This is a genomic window from Halomonas sp. B23F22_10, from assembly GCF_043496975.1.
Taxonomy (GTDB): domain Bacteria; phylum Pseudomonadota; class Gammaproteobacteria; order Pseudomonadales; family Halomonadaceae; genus Halomonas; species Halomonas smyrnensis.
In genome coordinates, this window is record NZ_JBIEKF010000002.1 from 161,208 (window position 1) to 183,259 (window position 22,052).

Below are 22,052 nucleotides of genomic sequence, written 5' to 3' on the forward strand. Positions count from 1 at the left end.
GAGGCCCCGCTTGGCGGGGCCTTGTTCGTTCGGGCGCGGGTCGTGCGGTCTTAGGCTGGCGGCCGCTTACGTCGTGGCGCGCTTGGCCGGCGCCAGCTCGTCGCCGGAGCCCTCGAAGTGGGTCTCGATGCTGCGGCTGTGGCTCAGCTGTTCGGCGCGGGCCTCTTGCATGGCCTGGCTGTCACCGTTGACCTGCTCGGCCTCGAACTGCACGGACGGCGCCTGCTGGTTCTGGGCGGCGACCGGCTGCTGGTTCAGCTGCAGGGCGCGCTGGGTGGCGTTGTCACCGGCCTGGGCGGCCAGCGGCAGTGCGGCGATCAGCAGCGCGGAAAGGGTCAGCTTGGTGTTCATGAATACGTCTCCTTAAAAGCGTGAAATGCGTGTCGGGTGGAGTCAGTCAGGCCCGCCCCGGCGCTATCTCGGGAAAGGGCCTTGTCTGGGTCAGGACCTCTCAGGTGGTGGCCCGCTTGGCCGGCGCCAGCTCCTCGCCGGAAACCTCGAAGCGCGTCTCGATGCTACGGCTGCGGCTCAGCTGCTTGGCGCGGGCCTCTTGCATGGCCTGGCTGTCGCCGTTGACCCGCTCGGCCTCGAACGTCACGGACGGCGCCTGCTGGCTCTGGGCGGCGACCGGCTGCTGGTTGAGCTGCAGGGCGCGCTGGGTGGCGTTGTCACCGGCCTGGGCGGCCAGCGGCAGTGCGGCGATCAACAGTGCGGAAAGGGTCAGCTTGGTGTTCATATGGGATCTCCTGTGAATCGGCATTCGTGTGAAGAGCTTTGCTGCCTGCCTAGTTGTTAGTCAGCTTAAATTCCAACTCTTACGAACAAAAGCGGCTTAATTCGAAATATATTTTCGAATTTATAGAAAGGAATGGCGTCTCCACGCGCCGAGCCGGCTCGGACGCGTCACAGCGAAGGGAGGAAAGAACGGCAGAATAAGACCGGCACCGAGCGGACCACGCCTCCCGCCCTGCCTGCGCAGGAGCGCCGGCGGAAGGATCGGATCAGAGGCTTGCGGGCGACGATCGACCAGGCGCCGGAGCCCATCACCCTCTCGCTACCTTGCTAGAAGGGGCATCAGCGACTGGCATCAGCGCCGCCCTGTGCCGAGGCCTCCAGGGCGTGCCCGGCGCCCGCAACGTGCCGGACCGGTCTCGGCCGGCCTGCAAGAAAGCCGGGCGAGCCAGGAGCCGATTCGGGAGACGGCGGGCGCTGCCCCAATCGCGGCGACCAGCGGGTATTCCGCCCGAATCGCTTGAACCTCGGGCTGGTGGTGCCATTGGAGAGCTACCCCGCGCTCAACCACGCCTTCTCGGAGCACGGTGACAGCTTCCGCGAGAGCGTCGCCTATATCCAGCGCCTGTGGGAGGACTCGCCGGCCTTCGACAATCGCCACGGGCGCATCGAGGGCACCATGGACATGCTGCCGAAACCGGCATCGGGCCGGCTGCCGCTGATCGTGACGGGCGGCAGCCAGCAGAGCCCGGAGTGGATCGCCGGCCATGGCGATGGCTGGATGCGCTATCCGCGAGCGCTCGAGACACAGGCGCGCAACCTAGACGACTGGCGCGCTCGCACTCGGGCGCTGGGCAGGGGTGTGCGACCGGCGATGCAACCGCTCTACATCGACTTGAGCCCCGATCCTGATGCGGCCCCCGAGCCGATCCACCTCGGGCGGCGCGTGGGCGTACGCGCCCTTCGCCACTACCTGGAGACGCTCGAGGCCATCGGGGTCAACCATGTCGCATTGAACCTGCGCTTCAACCGGGCGGATATCGACGACACCCTCTATCGTCTTGCCGACGATATCCTGCCCGCCTTTTCCCCCCAAGGAGAGACACGACCGTGAAGACCATTCTCATGACGGGGTCGACCGACGGCATCGGCCTGGCCACGGCCGAGAGGCTCGTCCGACAGGGCCACCGGGTGCTGATCCACGGCCGGAACCCCGAGAAGCTTCGAGCCACGCAGGCGCGTCTGTCCGCCGCGACGGAACGCCCGAACGTGGAGGGCTACGTGGCGGATCTCTCCCGCCTGGCGGACGTCGAGGCCCTGGCAGAGGCGGTCGCGAGTCGACACGCAAGGCTCGATGTCCTGATCAACAACGCCGGGGTCTTCCGGGTTTCCGATCCCCTCACGGCCGATGGGCTCGATGTGCGCTTCGCCGTCAACACCATCGCCCCCTACCTGCTGACCCGACGGCTGCTGCCGCTGATGGAAGCGGGCGCGAGAGTGATCAACCTCTCCTCCGCCGCCCAGGCCCCGGTGGACATCGACGCCCTCGCCGGCCGGAGACGGCTGGACGATGCCTTCTCCGCCTACGCTCAGAGCAAGCTGGCCCTCACCATGTGGTCGCGCCACCTGGCCATGACGCTGAACGACCGGGCCCCGCCCATCATCGCCGTCAACCCGGGCTCCCTGCTCGGCAGCAAGATGGTGAAAGAGGGCTTCGGTGTCGCGGGCAACGACCTCCAGATCGGCGCGGACATCCTGGTCCGTGCAGCGCTCGACGCCGAGTTCTCGAAGGCCAATGGGCGATACTTCGACAACGACGCCAAGCGCTTCGCATCGCCCCATGCCGATGCACTGAACGCCGAGACATGCATGAGGGTCGTGGCGACCATCGACGGCATGACGGGCTGCACGCCCAGGCCGGCCAGCGAATGACAGGACGCGCGGCCCGCTCCGTGGCGAAACGGAGCGGGCCGGCGCGTCATGGGCTGCCGCTGAGTGCGAGCCGGATCAACTCAGGTGGTTGACCTCTTGCAGGCCATAGACGGGCGTGGGAATGCCCTCCTGACGGGCCTTGAGCTGCAGCGCCAGGTAGTGGGAGTAGTGGCGGGACTGATGCAGGTTGCCGCCGTGGAACCACAGCGCCTGCTGCTGGGTCGGCTTCCACATGTTGCGTAGCTCGCCCTCCCAGGGCCCCGGGTCCTTGGGCGTGTCGGAGCCGAGCCCCCAGCACTTGCCGACCTTGTCGGCGACGTCCTGGGAAATGATCCGGGCCGCCCAGCCGTTCATCGAGCCGTAGCCGGTGGCGTAGACGATCAGGTCGGCGGGCAGCTCCGAGCTGTCGGTCAGGGTCACCGAGTGCGGGTTGATGCGCTCGATGCTCACGCCGCTGCGCAGCTTGATGTCGCCGTTGGCCACCAGCTCGCAGGCGCCCACGTCGATGTAGTAGCCGGAGCCGCGACGCAGGTACTTCAGGAACAGCCCCGAGTCGTCGGCGCCGAAGTCGAGCAGGAAGCCGGCCGCCTCGAGCCGGCGATAGAAGTCGGCGTCGCGCTCGCGGATGGCGTCGAAGGCCGGACGCTGGAAGTCCGGCAGCACCTTGTAGGGAATCGAGGCGAAGATCAGGTCGGCCTTGTGATGGTCGATGCCGTTCTGCAGCGCCTGCTCGGAGTACAGCGGCCCCAGCGCCTCTTCCATCAGCGAGTCGGACTTCACCACGTGGGTGGAGGAACGCTGCAGCATGGTCACGTCGGCGTCGTGCTCCCACAGCGCCGCGCAGATGTCGTGGGCGGAATTGTTGGCGCCCACCACCACGACCCTCTTGCCGCGATAGGCATCCGGCCCCGGGTGCTGGCTGGAGTGCTGCTGCTCGCCCTCGAAGGTCTCGGCACCGGGGAACTTCGGCACGTTGGGCATGCCGGACATGCCGGTGGCCAGCACCAGCTGCTTCGGCCGCAGGGTCACTCGCTCGCCGTCGCGATTGACCTCGACCACCCACTCGCCGCTGGCCTCGTCGAAGCGCGCGCTCTCGCACTCGGTGGAGTTCCAGTAGTTGAGCTCCATCACCTTGGTGTACATCTCCAGCCAGTCGCCGACCTTGTCCTTGGGCGCGAACACCGGCCAGTTGTCCGGGAAGGGAATGTAGGGCATGTGGTCGTACCAGACCGGATCGTGCAGGCACAGCGACTTGTAGCGGTTGCGCCAGGAGTCCCCCGCCCGCGGATTCTTCTCGATCACGATGGTCGGCACGTTCATCTGCCGCAGGCGCGCCGCCAGGCCGATGCCGCCCTGGCCGCCGCCGATGATCACGCAGTAGGGCTGACGCTCGTAGCCGAGCTCGGCCTCCTCCCGCTGGCGGGCCTCCAGCCAGGTCTCGCGTGCCTTGTTGGCGCCGTGTTCGGCGCCCATGGGACGCTTGAGGCCGCTGGGCTCGGGGAAGTCCCTGAGCTCGCTCATGACGGTCAGCAGCGTCCAGCAGCGGCCATCCTTCAGGCGCAGCAGGCCCTTGCCCCGCGCCTCGGCGGTCTCGAAGGTGAACCAGGCCTCGACGACGCCAGCGGCCTCGCTGGCCTCGCCGTCCAGCTGCCAGTTCGAGGGCGCGACGCGATCCAGTGTCGCATCGAGCATCGACTGGATCTCGTCGGGGCCTTCCAGCGTCTTGAGGTTCCAGGTGAAGGCGACCAGGTCGCGCCAGTAGCATTCCTCGCCGAACAGCGAGAGCACCCGGGCGATATCGCGGCGCGTCAGGGCGGCATCGAAGTCATCGAGCCATTGCCGGGCGATCTGAGTGGGCGTGCGTGCGGTCATGGCGTCTCTCCGCTTGTTATTGGTGATGGGTGATCGTTATCGGGTCACGCCCCCAGTCACTGGCAGCATTCGTGCCAGATCGTCATGTATAGATAGCAAGGCACTGATAAAAAAGATAAAAGCTCAAACATCACGCGCCGGATCGACTCGCCGAGCCACGACGCGATGTCACAGCTGTACCCCGTACGCCGTGACAGCCCGCGTTACACCTGTCACCCCCCCGACCAAGGGCGAAGCCCGCGCCGATTGACGCCCGCGCCCAGCGGCATAGGCTGAACGGAGCGCATCGACACATCACAACAACATCACAAGAGCCGCCCTCAGGCGGCCCGAGCGGAGGCAGCCTTGGCTCTGCAACCCGAGAAACGCCAGCACATCCGGACCCTGATGCGGCTGGGCGAAGGCCAAGACGCCGGCCCTGCCGAACACCGCGACGTCATTCGCCGCTCCTGGCAGCGCTGTCTGGGCGAGTATCGGCTCGACCCCTGCCACCCGCGGCCGGTGCGGGTGCTCACCCAGCAGGCGCTGCGCGACCACCAGGAATCGGTGGACGAGCTGCTGCACGTGGCCCGCGCCGGGGTCGATCGCCTCTACGGCCAGGTCGCCCGGCTCGGCTACGCGCTGCTGCTCACCGACCGGCGCGGCATCACCGTGGCCTTTCGCGGCCAGTCCGAGCAGGACCGGGCCCTGCGCCGTGCCGGGCTCTACCTGGGCGCCGACTGGGACGAACGCCACGCCGGCACCTGTGCGGTGGGCACCTGCCTGCACGACGGCCAGGCCATCACCTGCCACCAGGGCGAACACTTCGACGCCACCCACATCGACCTGACCTGCACGGCGGCGCCGATCACCGATCCCCAGGGCCGGGTGATGGCGGTGCTGGACATCTCCGCCCTGCAGTCGCCGCGCGCCCAGGAGAGCCAGACCTTCGCCCTGTCGCTGGTCAACCTGCACGCGCGGATGATCGAGGACGCCTACTTCCTGCACCGCTACCGGGACAGCCTGATCCTGCGCTTCGACAGCGCACGGGAATTCGTGCACCTGAACGGCCGCGGGCTGATCGCCATACAGGAGGATGGCAGCCTGATCGCCGCCAATCACGAGGGCCGCGCCCTGATCGACGCCCACCTGCGCCGCTGGCCGCCCTGGTCGGCGGCCTGCCTGCCCGGCGCCACCCAGCTGTTCGACGCCGAGCTCGGCGACCTCTTGGGCATTCCGGCCGCGGGCGAGGATCAGATCCGCGCGTTTCGCGCCCGGGCCAACGACGCGACCTGCTTCGTCACCCTGCTCGAGCCGCGCGGCCGCCCGCCGAAGGCCACCACCACGGCGGCCCCGCGCGATGCCTCGGTGCCGGCGCTGGACCGGCTCGCCGCCGACGATCCCGCGATGCACCGCCTGCTCAAGCTGGCCCGGCGGCTGCGCAACGAGACCGTGAGCGTGCTGATCCGCGGCGAGACGGGCACCGGCAAGGAGGTGCTGGCCCGCGCCCTGCACGACAGCGGTCCGCGGGCCCAGGCGCCCTTCGTGGCGGTGAACTGCGCGGCCATTCCCGAAGCGCTGATCGAGAGCGAGCTGTTCGGCTATCTGCCCGGTGCCTTCACCGGGGGGCGGCCCAAGGGCATGCGCGGGCTGATCCAGCAGGCCGACGGCGGCACCCTGTTCCTCGACGAGATCGGCGACATGCCGCTGACGCTGCAGACCCGCCTGCTGCGCGTGCTGGCCGAGCGCGAGGTGATGCCGCTGGGCGCCGAGACGCCGGTCAGGGTCGACATCCGCGTGGTCACCGCCACCCACCGCGACGTGACCGAGCTGATCCGTGCCGGCGACTTCCGCGAGGACCTCTACTACCGTCTCAACGGCGCCGAACTGCGCCTGCCCGCGCTGCGCGAGCGCGCCGACCGGCACTACGTGATTCGCCGCGTCCACGACGAGCTCCAGGCCGAACGCGGCCAGTCACATCACCTGCGCGCCGACGCCATGAGCGCGCTGCTGGCCCACGACTGGCCGGGCAATATCCGCCAGCTCAGAAACGCGCTGGCCTTCGCCATGGCCACCGCGGAGGGCGACGAGATCACCCTTCACGACCTGCCCGAGGCCTGCCATGGCGCCGTCGGGCCCACCACCCTCACGGCACCGGCGTCGCTTGGCTCGGCACCCAGCTCCGCATCTGCCGCGCCCTCGGCGGACGGCCAGGCGCTGCTCGAGCTGCTCAGGCGCTCGGCCTGGAACATCAGCCAGGTCGCCCGCCAGCTCGGCGTCTCGCGCCCCACCGTCTACCGCCGCATGCGTCGCCATGGCCTGGTGGCCCCCAATCACCGGCCCGTCTCGTAGGGCACCAGGGCGGCGGATGCTCCCCTGCTTCCACCGCCTCCCGCTTGCGCCGACTCACTGCGCCAACTCACTCCGCCCCCTCGCCGACCTTCACTCCGGTTCTTCCTGATGCCGTCCGGCTTCTATGCTCAAGGCAGGGCTCTTCTCGATCACGGCTCTTCACTATCGCCATCCTGCACGATCACGACCTTGGTCTAGGCCCCAAAGGCTGCACTTTACGTTAACGTCAACCAATCCTAGGCTGGACCAGAACAGCCGAGCACCCGAACGCTCCCGGACCGACACACAACGAACGGAGATCGCCGCCATGCACGCCCCCTATACCCCCCTCGACTTCGGCCTCGACGACGAGCTCAACATGCTGCGCGATCACGTCAACGCCTTCGCCCGCGACGAGATCGCCCCGCGCGCCGCCGAGATCGACGCGAACAACGCCTTCCCCGCCGACCTGTGGCGGAAGTTCGGCGACATGGGCCTGCTCGGCATCACCGTGCCCGAGGAGGACGGCGGCGCCGGCATGGGCTATCTCGCCCACTGCATCGCCATGGAGGAGATCTCCCGCGCCAGCGCCTCGGTGGGGCTCTCCTACGGGGCCCACTCCAACCTGTGCGTGAACCAGCTCAAGCTCAACGGCTCGGCCTCCCAGAAGGCGAAGTACCTGCCGAGGCTGATCAGCGGCGAGCACGTGGGGGCACTGGCCATGTCCGAGCCGGGGGCCGGCTCCGACGTGGTGTCCATGAAACTGCGCGCCCGCCAGGAAGGCGACCGCTTCATCCTCGACGGCAACAAGATGTGGATCACCAACGGCCCCGACGCCGACGTGCTGGTGGTCTACGCCAAGACCGATCCCGACGCCGGCTCCAAGGGCATCACCGCCTTCATCATCGAGAAGGACATGCCCGGCTTCTCCACCGCCCAGAAGCTCGACAAGCTCGGCATGCGCGGCTCCAACACCTGCGAGCTGGTGTTCCAGGGCTGCGAGGTGCCGGCCGAGAACGTGCTCGGCGAGGTCAACAAGGGCGCGCGGGTGCTGATGAGCGGGCTCGACTTCGAGCGCACCGTGCTGGCCGCCGGCCCCATCGGCATCATGCAGGCCGCCATGGACGTGGTGGTGCCCTATATCCACGAGCGCAGGCAGTTCGACCAGGCCATCGGCGAGTTCCAGCTGGTGCAGGGCAAGGTGGCCGACATGCTCACCACCCTGAACGCCTGCCGCGCCTATCTCTATGCCGTGGCCGGCGCCTGCGACCGGGGCCACACCTCACGCAAGGATGCCGCCGGCGTGATCCTCTACTGCGCCGAGAAGGCCACCCAGGTGGCGCTGGACGCCATCCAGCTGCTCGGCGGCAACGGCTACATCAACGATTACCCCACCGGGCGGCTGCTGCGCGACGCCAAGCTCTACGAGATCGGCGCCGGCACCAGCGAGATTCGCCGCATGCTGATCGGCCGCGAGGTCTTCAACGAATCCGCTTGAGGGGATAGCGGCGCTCATCCCGCTAGTTCATCGGTGAGGTACTGAAGGAGCCATTGATGGCCATTCTGAACACCCAGATCAATCTGCGCAGCGAGGGCTTCCAGGCCAACGACGCGGCGATGCGCGCCGAGGTCGGCAAGCTGCGCGAGCTGACCGCCGCCATCGCCCAGGGCGGCGGCGAGAAGGCGCGCCAGCGCCACGAGGCCCGCGGCAAGCTGTTCGTGCGTGACCGCATCGACCACCTGCTCGACGAGGGTTCGCCGTTCCTCGAGCTCTCGGCGCTGGCCGCCCACGAGGTCTACGACGACCCGGTACCCGCCGCCGGCGTGGTCACCGGCATCGGCCGCGTCTCGGGCGTGGAGTGCGTGATCGTCGCCAACGACGCCACGGTCAAGGGCGGCACCTACTTCCCGCTGTCGGTGAAGAAGCACCTGCGCGCCCAGGAGGTCGCCCGCAAGCACCGCCTGCCGTGTATCTACCTGGTGGACTCCGGCGGCGCCTTCCTGCCGCGCCAGGACGAGGTCTTCCCCGACCGCGACCACTTCGGCCGCATCTTCTACAACCAGGCCACGCTCTCCGCCGAGGGCATCCCGCAGATCGCCGTGGTGATGGGCTCGTGCACCGCCGGCGGTGCCTACGTGCCGGCCATGGCCGACGAATCGATCATCGTCCGCGAGCAGGGCACCATCTTCCTCGGCGGCCCGCCGCTGGTGAAGGCCGCCACCGGCGAGTCGATCAGCGCCGAGGACCTGGGCGGCGCCGACGTCCACGCCCGCATCAGCGGCGTGGCCGACCACTACGCCGAGAACGACGCCCACGCCCTGCAGCTGGCCCGGCGCTGCGTGGCCCGGCTCAACTGGCAGAAGCGCGGCGAGCTCGCCATGCAGGCCTCGAAGCCGCCGCGCCTCGACCCCGAGGAGCTCTACGGCATCGTCGGCACCGACCTGAAGAAGCCCTTCGACGCCCGCGAGGTGATCGCGCGGCTGGTCGACGACTCGGCCTTCGACGAGTTCAAGCGCGACTACGGCGACACCCTGGTCACCGGCTTCGCGCACCTGCACGGCCATCCGGTGGGCATCGTCGCCAACAACGGCGTGCTGTTCTCGGAGAGCGCGCTCAAGGGCGCGCACTTCATCGAGCTCTGCGCCCAGCGCAAGATCCCGCTGATCTTCCTGCAGAACATCACCGGTTTCATGGTCGGCTCGAAGTACGAACACGAGGGCATCGCCAAGCATGGCGCCAAGCTGGTCACCGCCGTGGCCTGCGCCAGGGTACCCAAGTTCACCGTGCTGATCGGCGGCAGCTTCGGCGCCGGCAACTACGGCATGTGCGGCCGCGCCTACGACCCCAACCTGCTGTTCATGTGGCCCAACGCGCGCATCTCGGTGATGGGCGGCGAGCAGGCCGCCGGGGTGCTGGCCCAGGTCAAGCGCGAGCAGTTCGAACGCGACGGCAGCGAGTGGAGCGCCGACGACGAGGACGCCTTCAAGCAGCCGATCCGCGACCAGTACGAGCACCAGGGCCACCCCACCTACGCCAGCGCCCGGCTGTGGGACGACGGCGTGATCGACCCCGCCCAGACCCGCGACGTGCTGGGCCTGTCGCTGGCCGCCGCCATGAACGCGGACGTCGAAGACACGCGCTTCGGCGTGTTCCGGATGTGAGGGAGATCGCCATGCACACCGACACCGAATCCCGGCCCCCGATGTGCCACCTCGAGATCGACGACCGCGGCGTGGCCCGGCTGACCCTCGACCGGCCCGAGGTGCATAACGCCTTCGACGACCACCTGATCGGCCAGCTCAACGACCACCTGCGCCGCGCCGGCGAGCTCGCCCACCGCGGCGAGGTGCGCCTGCTGGTGCTGGCCTCGAAAGGCAAGAACTTCTCCGCCGGCGCCGATCTGCACTGGATGAAGCGCATGGCCGACTACGACTTCGAGGACAACCTGGTCGACGCCCGCGAGCTCTCGGCGCTGATGCACGGTCTGGACACCCTGCCCTGCCCGACCGTGTGCCGCGTGCAGGGCGCGGCCTTCGGCGGCGCCGTCGGCCTGGCCGCCTGCTGCGACATCGTCGTCGCCTCCGAGAAGGCCCGCTTCTGCCTCTCCGAGGTCCGGATCGGCCTGTCGCCGGCGGTGATCAGCCCCTACGTGCAGCGCGCCATCGGCGAGAGGCAGCTGCGCCGCTACGCCCTGACCGCCGAGGTCATCGACGCGGCCATCGCCCAGCAGCTGGAACTGGCCCACTGCGTGGTCGAGCCCGACGCCCTGGACGCCACCGTCGACGCCATGATCGACACCCTGCTGGCCACCTCGCCCCAGGCCAGCCGCGCCACCAAGGCGCTGCTGGCCGAGGTCGCCCGCGAGCCCGACAGCAACGCCACCCGCGACCACACCTGTCGCATCATCAGCGAGCTGCGGGTGAGCCACGAGGGCCAGGAAGGCCTGGCCAGCTTCTTCGAAAAACGCCGCCCCGCCTGGGCCCCGGATTCCGACACGGAGCGCCATTCATGAGTCCCACGCCCCCTTCCGCCCCGCGCTTCGATACCCTGCTGGTCGCCAACCGCGGCGAGATCGCCTGCCGCGTGATGCGCACCGCCCGCCGCATGGGCCTGCGCACCGTGGCGGTCTACTCCGACGCCGACGCCAACGCCCGTCACGTGCGCGAGGCCGACGAGGCCGTGCGCCTGGGTCCGGCCGCCGCCCGCGAGAGCTACCTGAACGTGGACGCGGTGATCGAGGCCGCGCGACGCACCGGCGCCGGCGCCATCCACCCCGGCTACGGCTTCCTGTCCGAGAACGGCGCCTTCGTCGAGGCGCTGGAGGCCGCCGGCATCGTCTTCGTCGGCCCGCCCGCGCCGGCCATCGCCGCCATGGGCGACAAGTCCGCCGCCAAGGCGCGCATGCAGGACGCCGGCGTGCCGCTGGTGCCCGGCTACCACGGCGAGAACCAGGACGACGCCCTGCTGTTTGAGGAGGCCGGGCGCATCGGCTATCCGGTGCTGCTCAAGGCCAGCGCCGGCGGCGGCGGCAAGGGCATGCGCGTGGTCGAGAGCGACGGCGAGTTCCAGGCCGCGCTGGACGGCTGCCGCCGCGAGTCGAAGGCCGCCTTCAATGATGACCGCATGCTGATCGAGAAGTACCTGGTGCAGCCGCGCCACGTCGAGGTCCAGGTGTTCTGCGACCGCCACGGCAACGGGGTCTACCTGTTCGAGCGCGACTGCAGCGTGCAGCGCCGCCACCAGAAGGTGCTCGAGGAGGCGCCCGCGCCGGGCATGACCGAAGCGCTGCGCCGTGAGATGGGCGAGGCCGCGGTGCGCGCCGCCCGCGAGATCGGCTACGTGGGCGCCGGCACCGTCGAATTCCTGCTGGATGCGGATCGCTCGTTCTACTTCATGGAGATGAACACCCGCCTGCAGGTGGAGCACCCGGTCACCGAGATGATCACCGGCCAGGACCTGGTCGAGTGGCAGCTGCGCGTGGCCATGGGCGAGCGGCTGCCGCTGGCCCAGGACGAGCTGACGATCGGCGGCCACAGCTTCGAGGCGCGGCTCTACGCCGAGGATCCGGCGCAGGACTTCCTGCCCGCCACCGGCACCCTGAGCCGCTTCGCCCTGGACCTCGCCGGTGCAGGCCTGGAGGCCGACAAGGTCAGGCTCGACAGCGGCGTGGAGAGCGGCGATGCCGTGTCGATGCACTACGACCCGATGCTCGCCAAGCTGATCGTCCACGGCGACGACCGCGCCCAGGCGCTGGCCACCCTCAATCGCGCCCTGGCCGCGCTGGACGTGCGCGGCGTGGTCACCAACCGCGCCTTCCTCCAGCGACTGGCCGGCCATCCGGCCTTCCGCGCCGCCGAGCTCGACACCCGCTTCATCGAGCGCCACGAGGCCACGCTGTTCGCCGAGCGCGAGACCGCGCCGGAGGAATACGCCGCCGCGGCGCTGATCGGCCTGCATCAGCTGGCCCGGGAGTGCGAGAGCGACTCGCCCTGGGACCGCCACGACGGCTTCCGCCTGAACGCGCCCCACACCATCCGCATCGCCCTGTGCGCGCCCGAGCATGCGGCGGACGAGGACGACGCCGAGCGCGTGACGGTGGTCGAGGGCCGGCGCGAGCGCGAATCCGCCCCCTGGCAGCTGAGCCTGAACGGCCAGACGTTCGAGGCCACCCTCGAGCCGCTCGAGGGCGACGCCGTGGCGGTGACCATCGACGGCCATCGTCGCCGGCTTCAGGCACGGCTCGTGGGTGAAGGTGGGGAGCGCAACGTGGTGGTGATGGTCGACCCGATGCGCGAGACCCGCCTTTATTGGCGGCGCATCGACGCCATCGACCACGGCCAGCGCGAGGCCGAATCCACCCTCACCGCGCCCATGCACGGCACCGTGGTGGCATTGCTGGCCGAGGCCGGCAGCCGGGTCGAGAAAGGCATGCCGCTGATGGTGATGGAGGCCATGAAGATGGAGCACACCCTGGCCGCCCCCGCCGACGGCCACGTGGCATGCTTCCACTTCGCCGCCGGCGACACCGTCGGCCAGGGCGACGTGCTGCTGGAATTCGCGCCGGAGGAGTAAGCCATGACATTCCCCACCCACGTTCGCCTGGTCGAGGTCGGCCCCCGCGACGGGCTGCAGAACGAGCCCGAGGCGATCGACACCGGCACCAAGCTGGCCCTGATCGACCGCCTGGGCGCGGCGGGCATCACCCACATCGAGGCGGCGAGCTTCGTCTCCCCCAGGTGGGTGCCGCAGATGGCCGACCATCGCGAGGTGATGCACGGCCTGCGCCGCCACCAGGGCGTGACCTACTCCGCCCTCACGCCCAACCTCAAGGGCCTGGAAGCCGCGCTGGAGTGCGGCGTCGACGAGGTCGCGGTGTTCGGCGCCGCCTCCGAGGCGTTCTCGCGGAAGAACATCAACTGCTCGGTGGCGGAATCCCTCGAGCGCTTCGCCCCGGTGCTGGAGCGCGCCCGCGAAGCCAACGTCCGAGTGCGCGGCTACGTCTCCTGCGTGCTCGGCTGCCCCTACGAGGGCGAGATCGCCCCCGCCAGGGTGGCCGAGGTCGCCAGGGCGCTGCATGAGATGGGCTGCTACGAAGTCTCGCTGGGCGACACCATCGGCACCGGCACCCCGCTCAAGGCCAAGCGCATGCTGGAAGCCGTGGCCCGCGAGGTACCGATCGAGCGCCTCGGCGCCCACTTCCACGACACCTACGGCCAGGCACTGGCCAACCTCTACGCCGTGCTCGAGGAAGGCATCGCGGTGATCGACAGCTCCGTGGCCGGTCTCGGCGGCTGCCCGTATGCGAAGGGAGCTTCCGGCAACGTGGCAAGCGAGGACGTGATCTACCTGCTCAACGGCCTCGGCATCGAACACGGCGTCGACCTCGAGAAGCTCGCCGCCACCGGCAGCTGGATCACCCGCGCCATCGACCGGCCCAACCGCTCCAAGGCGGGCGTGGCGCTGGCCTCTCGGTAGGCTCGCGACGAGGCCGCGCCAGAACGCAGAAGCCCCGAGCCGGTTGACCGGCTCGGGGCTTTAGTGGCGCTTCGGCGCGCGAGTCCGCCGGGCTCTGTGCGGAAACCGTCTGCGCTCGCCGACCTTTCGCAACAACCTAGGGCCGGCGCCACTCCCCCTGTCGGTATCCCAGGATCTCGCCGCTCTCGTCATCGAGGGCGAAGAGGTGGAGCCAGCCGTTGCCCACCAGCGATTGCAGGCTCTCGTGGCGCGCGATGATGGCCTCGATCGCCTCGGTGGGCGCCGCCAGGTAGACGCTCAGGCGCAGGGGCTCGTGACGCCAGCGCTCGCCGTCGTGCACCGACTGCAGCGGCAGGCCGATGCGCAGGTCGCCGCCGTTGCCCTCGAAGACGCCGATATGCCCGCCGACGACGTTGTGCAGCACCTTGTTGCCGCTGCCGAACTTGCTATTGTCGGTGACGGAGGCGTTGTACTGCATGTTGATCCAGTGGGCGACCACCATGGGCGCGGTCATGATCAGTTCCAGCCGCGAGGAGTCGGTGTCCGAGCGCCAGTCGTAGTCGTGCAGGAAGCTGCGCCCGTCGAGGTCGAGCGGCGCGATAAGCCGCCGCGGCGCGGCGATGAAGCTGGCGTTGTTGGCCAGGCCCCACTCCGGACGCGTCTGCGACCAGTCGGCGCCGCGGCGATCGAGGGTCTTCTCCAGCTCCGGTGCGTCGGCCGACAGGCCGAGACTGGCGGCACGCTCGCGCCGGGCCTGGGCGCCGGCCCGCTCGAGCCAGGCACGCTCCTCCTCGCTCAGCGCGAAGGCATCCGTCTCCCCCTCCGGCAGCTCGATGCGATCGGTGATGGTGTGGTGCAGCGCCGGCACGAAACGGGTCGTTTCCGGGATCACGAGGCCGCTCTCGGCCAGCGCCTCGCGCAGCGCGGGATCGTTGAGCAGCCTCGCCAGGGCCCTCACCGAGACCTCCCCGGACTGCCCGCCGCAGGCCCCGCACTCGAGCCCCGCGGCATGCGGATTGTTGCTGCTGTGACTGCCGTGCCCCACCAGCAGCACCCGGGGTGCGAGGTGCTCGGCGAGCCCCATGGCCCCCAGCACGGTCCTTGCGAGCGTCGCCTTGTCGGCCAGGGTCAACGCCTCGCCGCTGTCGCGCCAGTGCCAGCCGAGCTCGTCCATGGCGAGCGGCGCGCGCTTGGCCTTGGCCTCGAGCGAGCGGCGCAGCAGCTTGCCGGCATAGAGCAGGCCGCCCGTTTCCACCGCGGTGAAGCTGGCACTCGCCGTGCGGCTCCACTCCTGCAGTCGCGCCTTCCAGTTGAGCTGCTTCGCCGAACGAGCCTCACCCTCGCAGGAACCGCTCCTGAGGGTCACCCGCGGCGCCAGCAGGCCCGGCAGATGGGGCTGGGCCAGCGCGGTGCCATCCTGCTGGTGTTCCAGGGGCAGGCCGAAGAAGCCGGCGAAGCCCAGGGTCTGGATAGACGGGCTCTGGCTTTCCAGCGCACGGCGCAGCGGCTCGGAGCGCACGTCGATGCAGAACACCGCCTGCAGGCGAGGTTCCTCGGGCGACGAGGCCGAGGCACGCACCGCCTCGCCCAGGGCACGGTGCAGCGGCTGCTGGTAGGCCAGCTCGCCGGCGAGCTGCCACACCCACAGGGGCCGCTGGGCGCGCCGATGGCGTTCGACCCGCTGCGGCATCTCCTCCAGCTCGGCGTGCCACTGGCGAGTCAGATGGTCGCCCTGGTCGGGATACTCCGCCCGGATGTAACGCCACAGCGCCAGCTCCCACGCCAGACGCATCGCCAGCAGGCTGCGCATGTCCGACGCGGGCCCCACGCGCTCGCTCTCTTCCTCCGGCGTGGCCAGCGCCTGCTGCCAGTCCTGGTAGGCCACCCAGGCGGCCCAGCCGTTGATGTCGAGCAGCAGGGCCTGGGCATAGCTCTCGAGACGCTCTGTATCCACCTCCAGCTCGGCGACGGCGGCCTGGAAGAGCCCGTCCTCGGTGTCCGGCAGGGTCTTGAAGTAGCGCAGTAGCGTCGGCTCGCCCATCAGGATGGCGATGCCGCGATCCTTCAGGGTCATCTCCCGCCAGTGCTGATAGAGCCGCATGCCGCGGGGCGCCTGCAGTCGCTCGGCGTTGAGCGGCCCATCCTCCTGGAAGTAGGCGGCGCAGAACTGGCTGATCTGCTGGGTGATCTCGTCGCGCCAGGCCATCTTGTGCTGGCGGTCGCGGCGGGCATCGATCAGATCGCTGATGTTGTGCCAGTGGGGCAGCCGGCCGAGTTCCTCGACGACATCCAGCAGGTCGCGGTAGCCCCCCTGGTAGTCGAGCCGCTCGGCCGCTTCTTCCAGGTGTTCCGACGTGATCTCGCCGCGTTGCCAGGCGTCCAGGTAATGGCTCGGCGGCATCAGGCACTGGACGTTGCCCAGCGCCGAGAGCCGCGCCGACACGGTCGTGGCATCCTCGCCGCGCTGGGTCCAGTAGGGGCTCACCGCAATCAGACGATCCAGCGGCCAGTTCGGGGCGATGCGTGCGCAGGCGCGGTCCAGCGCCGCGTCCTGGTCAGCGGTCAGCGGCGCGACGTCGTTCGCGTCGGCCGGGCGCACGGCACTAGCATGTTCGAGACTCGTCATTGAGAACTCCCGCGAAAGACGGTGTGCAGCTGCTTGGCCCTGATCCGGCCGGGCAGGTCGTGGGGCCAGAGCCTGAGGGTATTCCGGGTGACCCACTCGTCCAGGTAAAAGCCGGCATAGCAGTAGCGGTTGAGGGTCTGGGATGCCGGATAGTGAAGCCCATGGCGCTGCAGCCAGTAGCCCGCGAAGAGCAGCACGAACAGCGCACTCACCCACAGGTCGCCCCAGAGCGAGACGCGGTGACCGGTCTCGGGCAGAAAGGCGGCGAACAGCGTCTTGAGTCCGACGTAGGCGAGCACCACCAGCGCGGCCAGGCCGACAAAGCCGACGACGGAGCCCGCGGCGCGCTCGCTGTTGCGCTCGGCCAGCAGCACGGTCAGGGCGAGGGCAAGCAGCACCCAGGGGCTGTTGGCATCGAAGGCCGCCGCCTCGGTCAGGCTGCGTGCCAGCGCCACCACCGCGGCCACCAGCGACACGCTGACAAGGCCAGCCAAGAGCCACTGGCGCGGCGTGGGACTGCGTCCGGGGGCCCGGCGGCGCAGCAGATCCTGCTCGACCGCCTCGCCCGAGCTCAGGAAGGCGTAGGCCTTGTAACAGGAGTGCGCCAGCAGGTGCAGCATCGCCAGCTCCGTCAGCCCCAGGGCGATCTCGACCAGCATCAGGCCCATCTGGGCGCTGGTGGACCAGGCCAGGCGCACCTTGATGCTGACGCGGGTCATCATGACCAGCGCCGCCAGCACGCTGCCGAGGCCCGCCACCGCCAGGACCAGCGCCTGGGCCGGAGCCGACCGCATCAGCAGCGGCGAAAACAGCAGCAGCAGGTAACCGCCGAGGTTGATCACGCCGCCGTGCAGGGTGGCCGACACCGGCGTGGGCGCCTCGACCACCTGGATCAACCAACCGTGCAGCGGGAGCTGGGCGCACTTGATCAGTGCCGCCATCGCGAGCAGGCAGGCCGCCGCCTGTTCCGTCAGGGTCAGGACGCCGTCGGCGGAGGCATAGTCGCTCACGATGACGCTGATCCGGACGCTGTCGTGGTGCAGGTAGAGCAGCAGGAAGGCCACCATGGCACAGAGCTCGGCGGCGCGAGCGAAGAGGAACTTCTTGTGGACCGCCAGCGCCGCACGGGGGCGGTCGGGATAGAACATCAGCAGCTGATGCATCGCCAGGCTGATGCCCAGCCAGGCCAACAGGAACGCGAGGAGGTGATCGCCGAGCACCGCCACGCTCACCGCGGCAAACACCGCCTGAACGAGGGCGACGAAGCGCCGCTGGCGCGGCTCGCCCTGCAGGTAGGTGGCGCTGTAACGCACCACCACGAAGGCGATGAAGTTGGCCAGCAGCAGCATGATCAGCTGCAGCACGCCGCTATGCCACCAGCCGACCACCGCCGGAAGGCCCGATACCAGCCCCAGCACCAGCGCCGAGGCCGACAGCAGCAGGCCGCTGGTGGTCGTGATCCGGCCGGTGCGCCAGGCACGCTCGCGGGGGGCGCGTGCGCTCGTCACTGCCCCCAGCGCCAGGATGACCGGCACCAGAGTAAGCAGGAAGGTGAAGAACAGCGCATGTCCGTGCATGGAAGGCCTCCGGTGGTCCATGGAGCGTGCAGTATCCGGCGAGCCGCTTTTTAATTAAAATAGATATTTATTGACCTATTGTTCTATAAAAAAGAACCCAATGAGCCGACTCAACTACCATCACCTCTACTACTTCTGGCGCGTGGCCCGCGAGGGCAAGCTCACGCGGGTGGCGGAAACGCTGCACCTGTCGCAGAGCGCCCTCTCGGCACAGATCCGCAAGCTGGAAGACAGAATGGGCAAGCCGCTCTTCGAGCGACGCCATCGCGCCCTGGTGCTGACCGAGGCAGGACGACGGGTGTTCAACTATGCCGAAGTGATCTTCACCAAGGGCGAGGAGCTGGAGTCGCTGATCGGCCGCGGCATCGAGCCCGAGTATCAGCGCCTGCGCATCGGCACGCTCTCCACCATGTCGCGCAACTTCATCGAGAGCTTCATCGCCCCCCTGATCCACCAGAGCGGCCAGCGCGTCCACTTCAGCCTGCACGCCCGCGACATGGCCAACCTGCTCGATGGCCTGGCCCGCCACGAACTCGACGTGGTGCTGACCAATACCCAGATGCCGCCATCCGATTCCCCGCAAGCCTCATGGCAGAGTCAGCTGCTGGCCCGGCAGCCGCTGTCGATCATCGGCCCGCCCGACTCGCTCCCCGGCCGCCCCTTCCCCGAGGGCTTCGACGACATGCGCTGGGTGCTCCCCGGCGAGCATCACGAGATTCGCCGCGCCTTCGATGGCCACTGCAGCCTGTACCAGTATCGGCCGAAGATCCTCGCCGAGGCCGACGACATGGCCATGTTGCGCCTGCTGGCCCGTGACAGCGGCGCCCTGAGCGTGATGCCCGAGGTGGTGGTCAAGGACGAGCTGCAGCAGGGGCGTCTGACCCGCGTGGAGCAGCTGCCCAACGTCTACGAGAACTTCTATGCCATCACCCTGCCCCGGGAGTTCATGCCGGGCATCGTCTCGGAGCTGCTGGCCCGGCCCCCGAAGGATATGGCCTAGCTCGGTGGCCCCTTGCCACCAACGAAAAGCCCCGAACCGGTCTCCCGGTTCGGGGCTTTGCCTTGTCAGGCGGTTTTACCGGCTAGCGCAACGCGCGGCTCAGGCGCTGGCCTTCTCGGCCGCCAGGGCGGCGCGATGCGCGTGCAGCTTCTTGTAGCTCTCGATCAGGCGCTGGTGACGCTCCAGGCCTTCGAGCTGCATGCCGACCGGCTCCAGGCCCGGGAAGCGGACCGTGCCGTTCACCGCGCCGACCACGGTCTCCATGGTCGCTTCGCCGAACATGCGCTTGAAGTTGTAGAGGAAGTCCTCGAGCTCCAGCTCGTCGTCCAGGGCGATCTCCAGCACCGCGTTCACGGCCTGGTAGAACAGCCCGCGCTCGACGGTGTTGTCGTTGAACTGCAGGAACATCTGCACCCGATCCAGCGCGTCCTCGAACTGGCCCAGCGCCAGGTTGGCCATCAGCTTGAGCTCGAGGATGGTCAGCTGGCCCCAGACGGTGTTCTCGTCGAACTCGATGCCGATCAGGGTGGTGATGGTCTCGTGGTCGTCGATCTGGGTCTCTTCCAGGCGCTCCAGCAGGTCGCTCAGCTGCTCGTCGTCGAGGTCGTGCAGGTGCAGGATGTCCTCGCGGAACAGCAGCGCCTTGTTGGTGTTGTCCCACACCAGGTCCTCGACCGGATAGACCTCGGAGTAGCCCGGCACCAGGATGCGGCACACCGGCGCGCCCAGGTCCTCGTGCACGGCCTGGTAGGCCTCCAGCTCGAGCTCCTCGAGGATGCCGAACAGGCCCGCGGCCTCCTCTTCCGTACTGTTGGAGCCGCTGCCGGAGAAGTCCCACTCGACGAACTCGACGTCGGCCCTGGAGCTGAAGAAGCGCCAGGACACCACGCCCGAGGAATCGATGAAGTGCTCGACGAAGTTGTTGGGCTCGGAGACCGCCAGCGAGTTGAAGGTGGGCGGCATGAAGTCGTTCAGGCCCTCGAAGCTGCGGCCCTGCATCAGCTCGGTCAGGCTGCGCTCCAGCGCCACCTCGAAGCTCGGGTGCGCGCCGAAGGAGGCGAACACGCCGCCGGTCTTCGGGTTCATCAGGGTGACGCACATCACCGGGAACTGGCCGCCGAGGGAGGCATCCTTGACCAGCACCGGGAAGCCCTGGGCCTCCAGCGCCTCGACGCCCTCGAGGATGTGCGGGTACTTCTGCATCACCTCCAGCGGCACGTCGGGCAGCGTGATCTCCTCCTCGATGATCTGGCGCTTCACCGCCCGCTCGAAGATCTCCGACAGGCACTGCACCTGGGCCTCCGGCAGGGTGTTGCCGGCGCTCATGCCGTTGCTGAGGAACAGGTTCTCGACCAGGTTCGACGGAAAGTAGACCGTCTCGCCGTCCGACTGGCGCACGTAGGGCAGCGAGACGATGCCGCGCTCGGCGTTGCCGGAGTTGGTGTCGATCAGGTTGGAGCCGGCCAGCTCGCCCTCCGGGTCATAGATCGCCCGGCAGTGGTCGTCGAGGATGCCGTCCGGCAGCGAATCGTTCGGCCCCGGCTGGAACCACTTCTCGTCCGGATAGTGGACGAAGTCGTGATTGGCGAGGTCCAGGCCGAAGAACTGGTCGTTGTAGAAGAAGTTGCAGCTCAAACGCTCGATGAACTCGCCCAGCGCCGAGGCCAGCGCGCTCTCCTTGGTGGAACCCTTGCCGTTGGTGAAGCACATGTTGGAGTGGGCATCGCGGATGTGCAGCGACCACACGTGGGGCACGATGTTGCGCCAGGAGGCGATCTCGACCTTCATGCCGAGGCGCTCGAAGATCGCCGTCATGTTGGCGATGGTCTGCTCCAGCGGCAGGTCCTTGCCCTCGATCCAGGTGCTCTCGCCCTCCTCCGGCTTGGCCATCAGCAGGGCCTGGGCGTCCTCGTCGAGGTTCTCGACCGTCTCGATCTGGAACTCGGGCACGTTCTGTACCACCCGCTTGACCGAGCAGCGCTCGATGGAGCGCAGGATGCCCTGGCGGTCCTTATCGGAGAGGTCCTCCGGCAGCTCGACCTGAATCTTGAAGATCTGCTTGTAGCGGTTCTCCGGGTCGACGATGTTGTTCTGCGACAGGCGGATATTCTCGGTGGGAATATCACGCGCGTTGCAGTAAACCTTGACGAAATAGGCCGCGCACATGGCCGACGACGCCAGGAAGTAGTCGAAGGGACCGGGGGCCGAGCCGTCGCCCTTGTAGCGGATCGGCTGGTCGGAGATGACGGTGAAATCGTCGAACTTGGCCTCCAGCCGGAGGTTGTCGAGATAGTTGACCTTGATTTCCATTGACAAAGCACCGGATTCGTGTGTGGGGCGGCCGTAGCGCGTAGCCGGCCATTATCCAGCTTTTGGCGGGCTTCGTCTTGGGCGGGTGGTCAAAAAAGCGCCGGCCGGCGTGACCGGCAGACGCCGCCCTGGCGGGACGGCCTCAGCGGAGCGCTTCGTCTGGTGGGGGAAAGCCCCCGAGCGCCCGGGCCGCATCAGGTTGATGTGGTAGCGAGCGGAGAGCCGGCCCCGTCACGATGCCTCGGGGGCCGATGTTCATGCTTGGCCAAGCTTTTCCATGTACTCCTTCAATACATGAGCGTGACTGTGCTTCTTGTCTTTTGCGCCGTATAAAAGCACCAGGTCATCCCGATCAACCTCGGATAAGTACTTCTTCACGTCATCTTTCTTGTTGCTCAGCTCGCTCATGTATTGCTTCCTGAACTCCCCCCATTTCTCGGGATCATGAGAAAACCACTTCCTGAGATCATCACTTGGGGCCAGTTCCTTCCAGTGCCCATCGAGATGTGCCTCTTCCTTCGATACGCCTCGTGGCCACAACCGGTCCACCAGGGCGCGATAACCCGACGGCGGTTCATCGTCATAGATACGGTAGGTGATGATGTTCATCCTCACTCCTCTCGACGCGTGATGTCTGCAGACTCCGCCGCATGATCAGCACCGGCATTTTCGGCCGTGTCATCACGGCGGAGGCCGCATTCTCGTCAATTAAGAGCC

Annotated in this window: 16 protein-coding genes; 9 read left to right on the forward strand and 7 right to left on the reverse strand. The window is 68.3% G+C overall.

The window, feature by feature from the left end; translation table 11 throughout:
• Window positions 1-66: 66 nt before the first annotated feature.
• Window positions 67-351 carry a hypothetical protein gene (locus ACGTNF_RS04850; RefSeq protein ID WP_394600668.1) on the reverse strand — a complete coding sequence of 95 codons (285 nt, stop codon included), beginning with the start codon at window positions 349-351 and terminating at the stop codon, window positions 67-69.
• 100 nt (window positions 352-451) lie between these two features.
• A complete protein-coding gene (locus ACGTNF_RS04855) occupies window positions 452-736 on the reverse strand; it encodes a hypothetical protein (RefSeq protein ID WP_394600669.1) in 285 nt (94 codons plus the stop codon).
• A 516-nt stretch (window positions 737-1,252) separates the two neighbouring features.
• Here ACGTNF_RS04855 and ACGTNF_RS04860 point away from each other — a divergent pair.
• Window positions 1,253-1,846, forward strand: coding sequence for an LLM class flavin-dependent oxidoreductase (locus tag ACGTNF_RS04860; RefSeq protein WP_394600670.1), 594 nt, complete (start codon window positions 1,253-1,255; stop codon window positions 1,844-1,846).
• Complete coding sequence (locus ACGTNF_RS04865; protein ID WP_394600671.1) at window positions 1,843-2,664, forward strand: SDR family NAD(P)-dependent oxidoreductase; 822 nt, start codon at window positions 1,843-1,845, stop codon at window positions 2,662-2,664. The genes ACGTNF_RS04860 and ACGTNF_RS04865 overlap by 4 nt, the downstream gene beginning before the upstream one ends.
• Before the next feature lie 75 nt (window positions 2,665-2,739).
• Here ACGTNF_RS04865 and ACGTNF_RS04870 read toward each other — a convergent pair whose 3' ends face one another.
• A complete protein-coding gene (locus ACGTNF_RS04870) occupies window positions 2,740-4,536 on the reverse strand; it encodes an NAD(P)-binding domain-containing protein (RefSeq protein WP_394600672.1) in 1,797 nt (598 codons plus the stop codon).
• A 387-nt stretch (window positions 4,537-4,923) separates the two neighbouring features.
• Between ACGTNF_RS04870 and ACGTNF_RS04875 the strand changes: the two genes are divergently transcribed.
• The 6 genes from ACGTNF_RS04875 (at window position 4,924) to ACGTNF_RS04900 (ending at window position 13,822) form a co-directional block, all read left to right on the forward strand.
• Window positions 4,924-6,867, forward strand: coding sequence for a sigma-54-dependent Fis family transcriptional regulator (locus ACGTNF_RS04875; protein WP_394601076.1), 1,944 nt, complete (start codon window positions 4,924-4,926; stop codon window positions 6,865-6,867).
• A 307-nt stretch (window positions 6,868-7,174) separates the two neighbouring features.
• Window positions 7,175-8,344: an isovaleryl-CoA dehydrogenase gene (locus ACGTNF_RS04880; protein WP_394600673.1), complete on the forward strand. Its 1,170-nt coding sequence runs from the start codon at window positions 7,175-7,177 to the stop codon at window positions 8,342-8,344.
• A gap of 56 nt (window positions 8,345-8,400) precedes the next feature.
• Window positions 8,401-10,008 (forward strand): carboxyl transferase domain-containing protein, encoded by a 1,608-nt coding sequence (locus ACGTNF_RS04885; RefSeq protein WP_394600674.1) that lies wholly within the window; start codon window positions 8,401-8,403, stop codon window positions 10,006-10,008.
• An 11-nt stretch (window positions 10,009-10,019) separates the two neighbouring features.
• Entirely contained in the window at window positions 10,020-10,859 is an 840-nt protein-coding gene (locus ACGTNF_RS04890; protein WP_394600675.1) for an enoyl-CoA hydratase-related protein, read from the forward strand.
• Window positions 10,856-12,919 (forward strand): acetyl/propionyl/methylcrotonyl-CoA carboxylase subunit alpha, encoded by a 2,064-nt coding sequence (locus ACGTNF_RS04895; RefSeq protein WP_394600676.1) that lies wholly within the window; start codon window positions 10,856-10,858, stop codon window positions 12,917-12,919. The genes ACGTNF_RS04890 and ACGTNF_RS04895 overlap by 4 nt, the downstream gene beginning before the upstream one ends.
• Window positions 12,920-12,922: 3 nt before the next feature.
• A complete protein-coding gene (locus ACGTNF_RS04900) occupies window positions 12,923-13,822 on the forward strand; it encodes a hydroxymethylglutaryl-CoA lyase (protein WP_394600677.1) in 900 nt (299 codons plus the stop codon).
• Window positions 13,823-13,958: 136 nt separating this feature from the next.
• On the opposite strand, the gene ACGTNF_RS04905 is transcribed toward ACGTNF_RS04900, so the two are convergent.
• Both ACGTNF_RS04905 and ACGTNF_RS04910 read right to left on the reverse strand, forming a co-directional pair.
• The gene (locus ACGTNF_RS04905) at window positions 13,959-16,448 is read right to left on the reverse strand and encodes a YbcC family protein (protein ID WP_394600678.1); all 2,490 of its coding nucleotides are present in this window, start codon (window positions 16,446-16,448) and stop codon (window positions 13,959-13,961) included.
• Complete coding sequence (locus ACGTNF_RS04910) at window positions 16,445-18,025, reverse strand: NADH-quinone oxidoreductase subunit L (protein WP_394600679.1); 1,581 nt, start codon at window positions 18,023-18,025, stop codon at window positions 16,445-16,447. The genes ACGTNF_RS04905 and ACGTNF_RS04910 overlap by 4 nt, the downstream gene beginning before the upstream one ends.
• A 100-nt stretch (window positions 18,026-18,125) precedes the next feature.
• On the opposite strand from ACGTNF_RS04910, the gene ACGTNF_RS04915 reads away from it, so the two are divergent.
• Window positions 18,126-19,025: a LysR family transcriptional regulator gene (locus tag ACGTNF_RS04915; protein ID WP_016855353.1), complete on the forward strand. Its 900-nt coding sequence runs from the start codon at window positions 18,126-18,128 to the stop codon at window positions 19,023-19,025.
• A gap of 99 nt (window positions 19,026-19,124) precedes the next feature.
• On the opposite strand, the gene ACGTNF_RS04920 is transcribed toward ACGTNF_RS04915, so the two are convergent.
• Both ACGTNF_RS04920 and ACGTNF_RS04925 read right to left on the reverse strand, forming a co-directional pair.
• Window positions 19,125-21,335, reverse strand: a complete 2,211-nt coding sequence (locus ACGTNF_RS04920; protein ID WP_394600680.1) for an OsmC domain/YcaO domain-containing protein — start codon at window positions 21,333-21,335, stop codon at window positions 19,125-19,127.
• A gap of 255 nt (window positions 21,336-21,590) precedes the next feature.
• Window positions 21,591-21,944: a DUF488 domain-containing protein gene (locus ACGTNF_RS04925; RefSeq protein WP_016855355.1), complete on the reverse strand. Its 354-nt coding sequence runs from the start codon at window positions 21,942-21,944 to the stop codon at window positions 21,591-21,593.
• Between the last annotated feature and the right edge of the window lie 108 nt (window positions 21,945-22,052).